Origin of the sequence: Arthrobacter sp. AG258 (assembly GCF_004364695.1) — a bacterium.
In the GTDB taxonomy this organism is placed as follows: Bacteria; Actinomycetota; Actinomycetes; order Actinomycetales; family Micrococcaceae; genus Arthrobacter.
The window spans coordinates 371,817-384,550 of record NZ_SOBI01000002.1; the positions used below are offsets into that span (position 1 = coordinate 371,817).

Annotated in this window: 14 protein-coding genes; all 14 read right to left on the bottom strand. The window is 63.5% G+C overall.

Going from position 1 to position 12,734, the window contains the following annotated elements; translation table 11 throughout:
- Positions 1-7: 7 nt before the first annotated feature.
- A complete protein-coding gene (locus DFO47_RS04980; RefSeq protein WP_133830901.1) occupies positions 8-1,336 on the bottom strand; it encodes an alpha/beta hydrolase-fold protein in 1,329 nt (442 codons plus the stop codon).
- A 4-nt stretch (positions 1,337-1,340) separates the two neighbouring features.
- Positions 1,341-1,772, bottom strand: a complete 432-nt coding sequence (locus DFO47_RS04985) for a DUF2550 domain-containing protein (protein WP_109045054.1) — start codon at positions 1,770-1,772, stop codon at positions 1,341-1,343.
- Between the two features lie 10 nt (positions 1,773-1,782).
- Positions 1,783-2,067 carry a F0F1 ATP synthase subunit epsilon gene (locus tag DFO47_RS04990; RefSeq protein ID WP_018760117.1) on the bottom strand — a complete coding sequence of 95 codons (285 nt, stop codon included), beginning with the start codon at positions 2,065-2,067 and terminating at the stop codon, positions 1,783-1,785.
- Position 2,068: 1 nt separating this feature from the next.
- The gene (gene atpD / locus DFO47_RS04995; RefSeq protein ID WP_018760118.1) at positions 2,069-3,523 is read right to left on the bottom strand and encodes a F0F1 ATP synthase subunit beta; all 1,455 of its coding nucleotides are present in this window, start codon (positions 3,521-3,523) and stop codon (positions 2,069-2,071) included.
- An 82-nt stretch (positions 3,524-3,605) separates the two neighbouring features.
- Positions 3,606-4,496, bottom strand: a complete 891-nt coding sequence (locus tag DFO47_RS05000; RefSeq protein WP_109045055.1) for a F0F1 ATP synthase subunit gamma — start codon at positions 4,494-4,496, stop codon at positions 3,606-3,608.
- Between the two features lie 73 nt (positions 4,497-4,569).
- Positions 4,570-6,207 carry a F0F1 ATP synthase subunit alpha gene (gene atpA, locus DFO47_RS05005; protein ID WP_018760120.1) on the bottom strand — a complete coding sequence of 546 codons (1,638 nt, stop codon included), beginning with the start codon at positions 6,205-6,207 and terminating at the stop codon, positions 4,570-4,572.
- Between the two features lie 78 nt (positions 6,208-6,285).
- A complete protein-coding gene (locus DFO47_RS05010; RefSeq protein ID WP_018760121.1) occupies positions 6,286-7,113 on the bottom strand; it encodes a F0F1 ATP synthase subunit delta in 828 nt (275 codons plus the stop codon).
- Complete coding sequence (locus DFO47_RS05015) at positions 7,113-7,664, bottom strand: F0F1 ATP synthase subunit B (RefSeq protein WP_018760122.1); 552 nt, start codon at positions 7,662-7,664, stop codon at positions 7,113-7,115. Before DFO47_RS05015 ends, DFO47_RS05010 begins: the two co-directional genes overlap by 1 nt.
- Positions 7,665-7,719: 55 nt before the next feature.
- Entirely contained in the window at positions 7,720-7,938 is a 219-nt protein-coding gene (atpE, locus tag DFO47_RS05020) for an ATP synthase F0 subunit C (RefSeq protein ID WP_003804776.1), read from the bottom strand.
- A gap of 109 nt (positions 7,939-8,047) precedes the next feature.
- Positions 8,048-8,848: a F0F1 ATP synthase subunit A gene (gene atpB, locus DFO47_RS05025; protein WP_026264239.1), complete on the bottom strand. Its 801-nt coding sequence runs from the start codon at positions 8,846-8,848 to the stop codon at positions 8,048-8,050.
- 81 nt (positions 8,849-8,929) lie between these two features.
- On the bottom strand, positions 8,930-9,268 hold the full coding sequence (locus tag DFO47_RS05030; protein WP_081624092.1) for a hypothetical protein: 339 nt from the start codon (positions 9,266-9,268) through the stop codon (positions 8,930-8,932).
- On the bottom strand, positions 9,261-9,743 hold the full coding sequence (locus DFO47_RS05035; protein ID WP_018760124.1) for a hypothetical protein: 483 nt from the start codon (positions 9,741-9,743) through the stop codon (positions 9,261-9,263). Before DFO47_RS05035 ends, DFO47_RS05030 begins: the two co-directional genes overlap by 8 nt.
- A gap of 99 nt (positions 9,744-9,842) precedes the next feature.
- Positions 9,843-10,868: a glycosyltransferase family 4 protein gene (locus tag DFO47_RS05040; protein ID WP_133830902.1), complete on the bottom strand. Its 1,026-nt coding sequence runs from the start codon at positions 10,866-10,868 to the stop codon at positions 9,843-9,845.
- Positions 10,865-12,658: a nucleoside-diphosphate sugar epimerase/dehydratase gene (locus DFO47_RS05045; RefSeq protein WP_109045132.1), complete on the bottom strand. Its 1,794-nt coding sequence runs from the start codon at positions 12,656-12,658 to the stop codon at positions 10,865-10,867. The genes DFO47_RS05040 and DFO47_RS05045 overlap by 4 nt, the downstream gene beginning before the upstream one ends.
- Positions 12,659-12,734: the final 76 nt, after the last annotated feature.

Consider the following 12,734-nt stretch of genomic DNA (forward strand, 5'->3'; position numbering starts at 1 on the left):
GTGGTGCTTACCACTTCAGCCCCCATTGGCTGCCGAGGAATGCCAAGGCGTCACCGAAGCGCTTTGAGGACGTGTCCCAGGAATGTCCGGTGTGTTCCACCTCGTAGGCCTGCACGGTAAAGCCGGCGTCCTTGGCCGCCGCCGCGAGCGTGTGGAGGTTCCCCACGAACTCCGGGTCGTTCTGGCCTGCGGTCAGGTACATGCCGCTGGTCTCAAACCGTTGGTGTTTCATGATCTCCAGTGGAGTCTGCTTGATGAATTCGTCCGGGTTCCCCGGAAAGGCTGCGTCAATGGTCTTTTGCCGCTCCTTGGCGATGGCGGGCTCGGCTTCGCTGGAAAATCCGAGCGCGTCCGCGTAGACATCCGGGTGCCTGGTTCCCATTTGGATGGCACAGGTGCCGCCGAAAGAGAATCCACCCACGGCCCAGTGGCTGTGGTTGGTGTCAACGGCAAGGGTGGAACTGATCCATCGCGGCACGTCCTGGGAGAGGTAGGTGTCCGCTTTCGCGATCTTGCTGTCCATGCACATGGTGTTGGCGGACTGTGATCCGTTGGGATCGGGGATGACCACCACCGGGGCCACTCCCCCGTGCGCCGCGGCAAACGAATCCATGTGGCCACGGATGGCGCCGCCCGTCAGCCAGTCCGCGGGGCCGCCGGGCTGGCCCGCCACCAGGACAAGCACCGGCAGGGCGGGACGGTTGGCAGCGAAGTAGGCCGGCGGAAGGTAGAGATAGGCATCGCGGTTGCTCATCCCGGACAGCGTTCCCGGGATGGCTGCCTTACGCAGGACACCGCCGGCAGGCAGGTCGCCGGCGGGCTTCCAGCCCTGGAGGGACACGCCATCGGATTCACCGGGGTGGCGCATGAGCTCCTGTTCCAGCGCGGGTATCCGGGCCAAAGCGGTTCCCAGCAAGTCGCTGACAGTCCGGTTCAGTCCGAAGTAGGCATTGATTTGGAGGGTAGAGAGGGCCACCACCAGGAGCGCCGCGAGGAATCCGCTCCCGTAATGGGTCCAAGAGGTCCGCGGCAGCCTCATGATTCCAAGGATGACGGCCGAAACACCCGGCACGAACCACAGCAGAACGGGCTCCGGGATGTCCTCCGGAAAGACGGTAAGGACGTTGATCATGATCCAGTGGACGGTTGCCACCAGGACGAAGGCTGAGGCGATGGCAACAAAAACACGGATTGCCCAGGCGCGTATCCGTAGGTCCGCTGTTTCCCAGGCGCGCGAAGGTGGTACCAGGAGGTAGGCCGCCCCGCCTAATCCCAATACCAGGACAGTCCCAAACAGGGGCCCGTCCGTAAGCCGAATGTCTGAAAGCCAGTCCACGTGGCTAGCGCCAGGTCCCTACGCCGATGACGGGGCCCGCTTCGAGCCATGAGGAAAGGCCCGTGTATGCGTCGAACTTCATGGCCAGGTGCAGGTCCTGTCCCTCGTAGCGGAGTTCGACGATAACCACATCCGGTTGGACCTTGACGGCCTCGGCCTCGGTCGGCTTTCGCCTGCCCAGGAGCTCCAGCGAACTGCGCTTGAAAGTGTACTTCGGGCGGACGCTCAGTGAGATCAACCGGAACCACTCAAGGTCATTGTCCTGATAACGACAAACCCCCATTTGCCAGCTGTTACCAGCAACGCAAATGGAGGCGTCCACCGTGCCGAGGGCGCGCCGCAAATTGAAACGGCGCACCCCCGAAAGGCACAGTGCAAAAATCAGCAATCCGAACACGATTGCCAGTGCGATGAACGAAATACCCGGTGCGTCCATCAAGGTCGTGCTAGCGGATCCCAGCGGTAGCCGAGCCGCCCAGCTGGGCGTTGTCAGCAACGATCACCACGCGGTTGTTGTCCACGGAGAAGAACCCGCCGTCAACATCTACCGCGATCCGGTCCCCTGACACTGGCTGGATGGCCAGTTCACCTTCGGCCAGGATCGCCAGCAGGGGCGAGTGGCCGGGCAGGATTCCGATTTCACCATCACTGGTGCGGGCCTTGACCATCTTGGCCGCTCCGGACCACACAAAGTGGTCCGCTGCGACAATCTCAACCTCAAGCTCAGCCATATTACTTGGTCTGTTCCTGGATCTTGGCCCACTGGCGCTCAACGTCATCGAGGCCACCGACGTTGAAGAACGCCTGCTCCGCGATGTGGTCGAGTTCGCCGTCGCAGATCGCCGAGAAGCCTTCAACGGTGTCCTTGATGGAAACCGTGGAGCCCTCAACACCGGTGAACTGCTTGGCGGTGTAGGTGTTCTGCGAGAGGAACTGCTGGATGCGGCGCGCACGCGACACCACGATCTTGTCTTCTTCGGAGAGCTCATCGACACCGAGGATGGCGATGATGTCCTGGAGTTCCTTGTTCTTCTGCAGGATCTGCTTCACGCGGACAGCCGTGTTGTAATGGTCCTTGCCGATGTACTGGGGATCCAGGATTCGGGACGTGGACGTCAGCGGATCAACGGCCGGGTACAGGCCACGGGATGCGATTTCACGGGAAAGTTCCGTGGTCGCATCCAGGTGCGCGAAGGTCGTCGCCGGAGCCGGGTCGGTGTAGTCATCAGCGGGAACGTAGATGGCCTGCATCGAGGTGATGGAGTGGCCCTTGGTGGAGGTGATGCGCTCCTGCAGGAGGCCCATCTCGTCGGCAAGGTTGGGCTGGTAGCCCACGGCGGAGGGCATGCGGCCCAGCAGGGTCGACACCTCGGAACCGGCCTGGGTGAACCGGAAGATGTTGTCGATGAACAGCAGCACGTCCTGGTTCTGGACATCGCGAAAGTACTCCGCCATGGTCAGGGCGGACAGGGCTACGCGCAGGCGCGTTCCCGGCGGCTCATCCATCTGGCCGAACACAAGGGCGGTGTCCTTGAGGACGCCTGCCTCTTCCATTTCCACCCAGAGGTCGTTGCCCTCACGGGTACGCTCGCCAACACCGGCGAACACGGAAGTACCACCGAAGTTGCGGGCAACACGGGTGATCATTTCCTGGATCAGGACGGTCTTGCCCACGCCGGCGCCGCCGAAGAGGCCGATCTTTCCACCCTTGATGTACGGGGTGAGGAGGTCGATGACCTTGATGCCGGTCTCCAGCATCTCGGTGGAGCCTTCGAGCGAAGCAAAGCTCGGGGCCTTGCGGTGGATCGGCCAGCGTTCGCTGATGTCCAGTTCCGACTCGGCAACGTCCAGGGGCTGGCCCAGCACGTTGAAGATGTGGCCCTTGACTCCGTCGCCGACAGGCACGGAGATCGGGGCACCGCTGTCCACCACGGAGGTGCCGCGGACCAGGCCGTCGGTTGCCTGCAGGGAGATGGCGCGCACGAGGTTGTCGCCCAGGTGCTGGGAGGTCTCGAACGTGATGGTCTTGGTCTCACCGTTGAGAGTGATCTCGGTGGTGAGGGCGTTGTAGATCGACGGGATTGCGTCAGCCGGGAATTCGACGTCGACAACCGGGCCGATTACGCGCGCAATACGGCCGGTTGCACCGGACGTTGCGGCTACGTGTTCGGTAGCAGTGGCAGTCATCTCTCTCACTTCATTCAGTAGATGGCGTGGGGTTAAGTTTATCTGTGGTGGTGCTGGTTACGCGGAACCGGGGAGGTGCAGGCTAGGACGCGAGGGCGTCCGCGCCGGCAACAATCTCGGAGAGTTCCTGCGTAATCTCGGCCTGGCGGGCCGTGTTGCGCAGGCGCGTGTACTTCTTGATCAGGTCCGTTGCGTTGTCGCCTGCGGACTTCATCGCCCGCTGGCGGGCGGCGAGCTCGGAAGCTGCTGCCTGCAACATGGCTGCGAAGATACGGGATTCGATGTAGCGCGGCAGCAGGGCGTCAAGGACACGCTCCGCTTCCGGTTCGAACTCGTACAGCGGCAGGAGATCCGATTCGGATTCAGCCTGCTCTTCCACTACTTCAAGCGGGAGCAGGCGGATGACCGTCGGCTCCTGGGTGACCATGGACTTGAAGCGGGTGTAGACAACGTGGATCTCGTCCACGCCGCCGTCTTCGAAGTCGGTCGCGAATTCTGCCAGCAACGCTGCGCCGACTTCACGGGCAGTAGCGAACTCGGGTGCGTCGGTTCCTCCGGTCCAGACCCGCGCGTACTCGCGGTTCCGGAAATCGAAGTAGGCCTGGGCCTTGCGGCCCACTACATAGGTCTTGACTTCCTTGCCTTCGGCGCGGAGCAGCTCGTTGAGACCTTCCGCCTGCTTGAGGACGCTGGCCGAGTATGAACCTGCCAGGCCGCGGTCCGAGGTGATTACCAGGACTGCGGCGCGGCGGATCTGCTCCGGCTCAGTGATCAGCGGGTGGTCGATTTCGCTTTGGCTGGCGACAGCAGAAACGGCGCGCGTGATCGCGTTCGCGTAAGGCAGTGAAGCTGCTACGCGCGCACGGGCCTTCCCGATGCGCGAGGTAGCGATCAGTTCCATCGCCTTGAAGATCTTGCGCATCGACGTGGTCGAGCTGATCTTCTGGCGGTAGACCCGGATCTGGGCTCCCATACTTATCCTTTCCTAACATTCCGTCGCCGGGTGTGCCGGGCCTTTGCGGCCCGGCACACCCGGCGGTGCGGAACTAGCGCTTCTGCTTGACGATCTTTTCCTGGTCGACTTCGCCCTCGGAGATAGCGTCGTGCTCCTCGTGGCCGGCGCCTACCAGGTGGTTGTCACCCTCGCCGAAGAAGCCCTTCTTGAAGTCCACGATCGAGGACTTCAGAGCTGCAACGGTGTCATCGTCCAGGACGTTGGTCTGTGCCAGCGTGGTCAGGATCGAGGACTTGTGGCGGAGGTGCTCAAGGAACTCAGCCTCGAACCGGCTGATGTCCTCGACCGGAACGTCGTCCAGGTAGCCGTTGGTGCCGGCCCAGATGGAAACAACCTGGTCCTCGACCGGGAACGGTGAGTACTGGCCCTGCTTCAGCAGTTCCATCAGGCGGGCGCCACGGGTGAGCTGCTGGCGTGACGCAGCATCCAGGTCGGATGCGAACATGGCGAACGCCTGCATGTCGCGGTACTGGGCCAGGTCCAGCTTCAAAGTACCGGAGACCTTCTTCATGGACTTCACCTGGGCGGCACCGCCAACGCGGGACACCGAGACGCCAACGTCCACAGCGGGCCGCTGGTTGGCGTTGAAGAGGTCCGACTGGAGGAAGATCTGGCCGTCGGTGATGGAGATGACGTTGGTCGGGATGTAGGCGGAGACGTCGTTCGCCTTGGTCTCGATCAGCGGCAGGCCCGTCATGGAGCCGGCACCGAGCTCGTCGGAGAGCTTGGCACAACGCTCCAGCAGACGGGAGTGCAGGTAGAAGACGTCACCCGGGTAGGCTTCGCGTCCCGGCGGGCGGCGGAGCAACAGGGACACTGCACGGTAGGCCTCAGCCTGCTTGGACAGGTCATCGAACACGATGAGGACGTGCTTGCCGCCGTACATCCAGTGCTGGCCGATGGCCGAACCAGCGTACGGTGCCAGGTACTTGAAGCCTGCGGGGTCGGACGCGGGAGAAGCCACGATGGTGGTGTACTCCAGCGCGCCGTTGTCCTCAAGGGTCTGGCGGATGGCGGCAATCGTGGACGCCTTCTGGCCGATGGCAACGTAGATGCAGCGGACCTGCTTGGTGACATCGCCGGAAGCCCAGTTGGCCTTCTGGTTGATGATGGTGTCGATCGCGATCGCGGACTTGCCGGTCTGGCGGTCGCCAATGATCAGCTGGCGCTGGCCGCGGCCGATCGGGATCATCGCGTCGATGGCCTTCAGGCCGGTCTGCATCGGTTCGTGGACCGACTTACGCTGGGTTACGCCGGGAGCCTGGAGCTCCAGCGCGCGGGTGGTCTCGGCCTTGATCTCGCCGAGGTCGTCGATGGGCACGCCCAGCGGGTCGACAACGCGGCCGAGGAAGGCGTCGCCAACGGGAACGGACAGAACCTGTCCGGTCCGGTGGACTTCCTGGCCTTCTTCGATGCCGGTGAAGTCACCGAGGATGATGACGCCGATCTCGCGGACGTCAAGGTTCTGGGCCAGGCCCAGGGTGCCGTCCTCGAAGCGCAGCAGCTCGTTCGCCATGACCGAGGGAAGGCCCTCAACACGGGCGATGCCGTCACTTGCGGTGGTTACGCGGCCGACCTCTACGCGCTCTGCGTTCCCGGGTTCGTAGGACGCCGCGAACTCGTTCAGCGCATTACGGACGTCGTCGGCGTTGATGGTCAATTCGGCCATCTGCAGTCCCTGCTCTCCTGTTTGTGATCACCGCAAACGGTGACCGGGGTTTCTATCAGTTTGGTTGTGCTTGTCCGGCTAGCCGGCCAGCTGGCGTTGCAGTTCTCCCAGCCGGGTAAGGACCGAGGCATCGAGTACCTCGTCGCCCACCTGGACGCGGATTCCGCCAATGAGCGACGGGTCAACAATGACGTTGACCTTCAATTCCCGCCCGTACAGTGCGTTCATGCCCGCCTGGAGCCGTGCCAGCTGCGTCTCCGACAACGGCCGGGTCACGCTGACTGTTGCAATCCAGCGCTGCTGCCGCTTGGCCGCCAGTTCGGCAAACCGTTCCACCAGCCGGGTGGGCTTGATGCCGCGGGGCTGGGTGACGGCCTGGGTGATGAGCACCCGGGCTTCTTCGCTGGCGCCGGGCGCCAGCCGCTCCGCGAGGGTAGCTTTGGCTGCCGCGCTGGCCTGCGGTTCGGACAGAGCACGTTGTACCTCGTGGCTGGAGGCAACAGCCTGGTTGAAGGAAAACAGGTCGTTTTCCAGCTCTTCCAGGCCAGTGATTCCGGAGGCAGAAACGGCCGACTTGTTTTCAGCAACGGAAATGACCACCGTTGCGGCAAGAGTCTCGAGTGCATCGCCGATGTCGCGCGCCGATGCCCAGCGTGAGCTGGCCAGTCCGCCCGCGATTTCAGCCGCATCAGCGGAGACTTTTCCGCCAACCAGCTGCCTGACCAGCGCCGATTTCTCGTCGCCGCTGCGGGAGGGGTCAGTCAGGGCACGGCGCAAACCAGCCGAGCTGTCCACCATTCCCAGAATTCCGAAGAGTTCCTTTGCCAGCTGCAGCGACGCGGTCGGAAGCTTCGCTTCCAAGGCGGCCAGGGCTGTTGCCAGCGATTCGCTCGATACGCCTGCCATTATTTAGCTGCACCTGCGTTCTGGGACTCCAGATCTGCCAGGAAACGGTCCACGACCCGTGCTGCACGGGCGTCGTCATCGAGGGACTCGCCCACGATGCGGCCTGCCAGGGTGGTGGCCAGGGTGCCGACCTCGGCACGCAGGGACACAACGGCCGCCTGGCGCTCTGATTCGATCTGTGCGTGGGCCTGCGCAGTGATGCGGGCAGACTCTGCTGCCGCCTTCTCCTTGAGATCCGCGAGGATCTGGGCACCTTCGGCGCGGGCTTCCTCACGGATGCGGTTTGCTTCGGTGCGGGCGTCGGTCAGCTGCTGCTTGTACTCTTCGAGTGCAGCAGACGCCTCAGCCTGGGCCTTTTCAGCCTTGGCGATGCCGCCTTCAATGGCCTCGGCACGCTCGGCGAAGGTCTTCTCGAACATCGGGACAACGTACTTGACCACGATGAAAAAGAGGATGGCGAAGCCAACGAAGACAACCAGCATTTCCCAGCCATTGGGAACAAGGGGGTTGACGTCGCCCTCAGCGGCGGCTGAGATGTTCAGCTGATGCATATTTCACCCGTCCTTTATCTACTCGGTTCTGAATGTTCGCTGAAGTTCTCTGGGTTTACTTGAGAACGAAAGCGAAGACCAGGCCCAGGATGGCGAGTGCTTCGGTCAGCGCCAGGCCAAGGAATGCGATGGGCTGCAGGACGCGCTGGGCTTCCGGCTGGCGCGCAACGCCGTTGATGTAGGCAGCGAACACGAGACCCACACCGATACCACCGCCGATAGCCGAGAGGCCATAGCCGATGAGGTTGAGGGAGCCGTTGATGGAGCCTTCCATTTTTTTTCCTTTCAAGATGCCACTTGTGTGGCAGGTTGTTTGGGTTGCTTCATCCCCGCGAGGGGAATTCTGTGTGTGCCGTGAGGGACATGGCGCCCCGCCGGCGTGCCTAGTGGCTGTCGGCGTGCAGTGCGCCTTCGATGTAGATCGCGGTCAGCAGCGTGAAGACGTAGGCCTGCAGGACCATGATCAGGGCTTCAAGCATGTACATGGCGATCGCACCGGCCAGGACCAAGACCGACGTGCCCTTGAGCAGGAAGTTCTCCTGCATGATCAGGTACTCGATGCCGGAGCCTGCGATCATCACGATGAGGTGGCCGGCGAGCATGGTCGCGAACAGACGAAGGCTGTGCGTGACGGGCCGGACAACGAAGTTGGAGATGATCTCGATCGGGATGACGATCGGGAGGATGTACCACGGAACGCCGGAAGGTACGGTGGCCAGCTTGAAGTAGCGCAGGCCGTTCTTCTTGATGCCGATGGCGATCCAGGTCACGTAGACCAGGCCGGCCAGCACATACGCTCCACCCACGTGCGAGAACGTGGGGAGCTGGAACACCGGAATGGCGCCGTAGATGTTGTTGACCAGGATGAAGAAGAACAGGCTGAACAGCAGCGGGACGTACTTGATGAAGTCCCTGCCGCCGATGATGTCCTTGGCGATTCCGTTGCGGACGAAGCCGTAGGCGGCCTCGCCGGCGAACTGGAGCTTGCCGGGTACCAGCTGCTGCTTGCGTGCGGCGAGCACGAAGAAGACGGCGATAAAGACGACAGAGAGGAGGACCAGCAGCATCTGCTTGGAGAATCCTTCTGCGGCACCCCACGGCAGGATTGCCGGCAAATGCATTTCGTTAATTCCAGGAGGAGTGAACTCTCCTGAATCTTGGGCCGGGAGCGCAAGCGCGATCAACGCGTTTCCTCTCTGCAGTGTCCATCATTGGGCGTTGGGCGGGGTCCGGCAGCCTGACAGCCTGCTGTTCCCCCTGTGAAATTATTTGGCATTAGTGTTGCCGTCCTGGGACGGCCCGCTGGCAGCATGGCGATCACCAGCGTTTGTGCGAGAACTGGTAAGGCCATGCATATGGGAAAGGTAAAAACCTCCGACGGCTCCAAGCAGAGCGCCTGCGAGCACGATCCAGCGCGTTCCCCACACGTAATCCAGTCCCCACCCTATCAAACTCCAGACGATGATTCCGCCAATGATGTAGCTGAATACCGCCATTCCAGCGTTGTAGCCGCCGTCGTTCGACGCGTCGGAAACACCGGGTGCGGAGCCGTTGGATCGGCGCTTGGCTTTCGCTGCAACGTCGGATTTCTTCGGGTTACGCATTGGTGGGTCCCTTCTCTTCCGGATCGTTGTAGATCTGGAGGCGGGCTTTGCTGAAGCCATGGATCTCCGCAGCCTGCCAGAGGACGACGGCGACCACGGCACCTATGACGAACCAGCGTCCGTGCAGCCACGCCGGAGCCCCGACAACGAACAGGACGACCGCGAAGCCAACCACCTTGATGAAGTAGGTGGCTACGAACACCCCAATCGCGCCGGACGGATTCCGGCGTCCCACGAAGTGGCCAACCAGCAGGCTGATTCCGAAGAACAGCATCACCAGCAGGCCCCCGAGGAAACTGGAAACTGCCCCGCTTGCTCCATTGAGGAGCGCGGCAGGGATGGCGCACAGCGCCAGTCCGGCCGTGGCGGCAATCAAACTGCGCTTGAGCAGGTTCAGCCAGAGCGAGCGTGTGGGACCCGAAGAGCCAACGTGTCCATGGCCGGACACAGGTCCGGACTCGGCGTTGGAGGTCATTCGATCCCAATCGTCGGCACCTCGTGGCTCAGCGCCAGGAGGTAAAGGGTGGAGGAGCAGCTTGGGCTGCCCCTAAATTCTACACGAGATAGAACATGGCTAGGTCACCGGCAGCCGTGTGACTTTGGACCTGCGGCGGCGGCGTCCAATCAGGTCCGGGCTGGCCAGGTACACGACGAGGACCAGGACGGTGCCGGCCACGCACAGGGCCACCACCGGCAACGACGCGGTGGCGGCGACGAAGCCGAGGATGATCACGGCGACCGTGCAGGCTGTAACGGCGGCAGCCGACTGCAGGTGCGAGAAGCCCACATCCGTGAGCCGCTGGTAGACGTGCTCACGGTGCGATGCGTACCAGCGCTCCCCCGCCTTGATCCGCCGAAGCAGTGTGTAGCCGGTGTCCGCGGCATACACCAGGATGGGTGAGAGGACGTATTCCACGTAGACACCGCCAAGGAAGCCGGCGACGGCGAGGGCGGCTACGGATGCGCCGAGCAGGTAACTGCCGACGTCGCCCAGGAAGACCGAACCCCGGCCCAGGTTCCACGGCAGGAACCCGAGGAAGGACATCGCGAGCACGGCTCCGCCAGCCGTGAGCCAGGGTTGTTCGGCCAGCGTTCCGGCCAGCGCGTAGGCCCCGCCGGCAGTGACCCCGTACAGGCCGGAAATACCATTGACGCCGTCCATGAAGTTGGCAATGTTGACATACGCCGCGATCGCCAGCGCCGCGAGGGGCAGCCACCAGAACGACTGGCCGGTCAGCACGATCAGGACCACGGATCCGGCGGCCCCGATGCCGAGCTGGGCAGCTGCACGGCCGCGGATGGACAGGCCGCGCAGGTCCTCGACCCAGCCGACAACGGCGCAGGCCACAATGATCGCCAGGACGACGGCGGACACGGACCGGTCAACGGTGACCACGCCGAGGAGGACGGCTGCCGCGTAGCCGATGACGGTGGCAAGGGCGGCGGCGACCCCCATGCCGCGGATGGTTGCCTTGGCGTGCGACGAGCGGGCAGAGGGAACGTCCACCACCCCCATCCGGACCAACCAGGGCTTCACTGCGAACGGGAGGAGGAGGCTCGCCAGCAGCGTTGCCAGTGCCACCAGCAGCAGCGGCATCATGAGGCAACCCTGATGGCGCCCGTGTCATCGGCCTCATCGTCGGGAATGTCGCTGATGCTGACGCCCTGTTCCGCTTCACAACGGGCCAGCCAGACGTTGAGGTCGAGCTTGTCCGGATCCTGCTCGGTGGCCCGGGTGTGTGAAATCTTGGGGTGCAGCGGGCGTTTGTCCAGTTCCCCGGCGCCCACCAGTTCCTCGTGCAGCTTCTCCCCCGGCCGCAGTCCGGTGTAGATAATCTCCACGTCCTTGCCGGACATGGCGATCATGCGTTGCGCCACGTCGAGGATCCGGACCGGTTCGCCCATGTCAAGGATGAGGACGTCGCCGCCGGCACCGATCGCACCGGCCTGGATCACCAGCTGGCAGGCTTCGGGAATGGTCATGAAGAAGCGCGTGACATCGGGGTCGGTGACCGTGACCGGACCGCCGACGCGGATCTGTTCGGTGAAGAGCGGCAGCATGGAGCCGCGACTGCCCATGACGTTGCCGAAGCGGACGGAGACGAACTTCTTTTGCGTCTGCCCTGCCATCCACGCGGTCAGCTTTTCGGCAACCCGCTTGGAGTGGCCGAGGGCGGTGGTGGGGTTGGCGGCCTTGTCGGTGGAAATGTTGACGAAGTTCGAAACGCCTGCCCGGCGGGCGGCGCGCAGCACGTTCAACGTGCCGCACACGTTCGTCTTCCAGGCCTCCACAGGGTACTGCTGGAGCAGTGGAGCGTGCTTGAGAGCTGCCGCGTGGAACACCACTTCGGGCTGCCGGTCAGCGAAGATCTCCTGGAGGGCTTCGCCGTCGCGGATGTTGGCCAGGACGGTGTCGCGGCCGGCCAGCAGGCCGCGGCCGGTGATGGAAATCTGGGTCTGCTGCAGCCCGGTTTCGTCGTGGTCCAGCATGATCAGTTCCGCGGGGTCGAACTGCACGATCTGGCGGCAGAGTTCCGAACCGATGGATCCGCCGGCGCCGGTTACCAGCACCCGCTTGCCCTTGATGTAGCCGGCAATCTCGTCGACCTTGATGTCCACGGGCCGCCGGCCGATCAGGTCTTCGACCGCCACGTCGCGGAAATCGGAGAACCCCGCGGGCGCTCCGCTGCCAAGCATGTCCCTCAGCGGCGGCAGGACCAGGACGCGGACGTTGAGCCCGGCCACGGCGTCGGAGATGCGGCGCACCAGTCCCGCTTCGACGTTGGCGAAGGCCACCACCAGGACGGTTGCCCGCGTGCGCCGGATGATGGCGGGGAGGTCGTCCCCGCGGCCCTGGACCTGGACACCGGAAAGGCGCAGGTGCTTCTTGGCGGGATCGTCATCCACCAGGCCTACCGGGAAGTAGGGCGAGTCCGGGTCCTGCAGCATCCGGGTTACCAGGGAGTTGCCGAGGAACCCCGCGCCGTAGACCAGCGTGTTTTGGGCCCCGTCCCCGGGCCTGGTCTTGCTTTCGGCGTAGAGGCGCTTGGCATAGCGGGCGGCGCCCATGAACAGGCAAGCGAAAGGGAAAGCGATGAGGCCGACGCTGCGGCCGATGTTGATGGCCTCATAGAGGACCAGCAGGCTGGCGGTGATGGAGGCGGCCACGATGACCGTGACGAACACCAGTGCCCGGGCTTCCTGGAAGCTGCCGAATGGATAGCGGCCCCGGTACAAGGCGAGGGAGTATCCTGCCAGCATCTGGACGACGACGGCGATGGCAGCGATGGCGAAGGCACCGGCGAACTGCTCCACCCGGATACCCATCTCATAGCGCAGCAGCAGCGCCAGGACGATGGCCACGACCCACGACATGGAGTCGAGGAACATCTGGATCCAGATCCAGATGGCGGGTTTCTCGTCCCGTACGGCGGCGGATGCGCGCGTTTCAGATTTTGTACTCAAC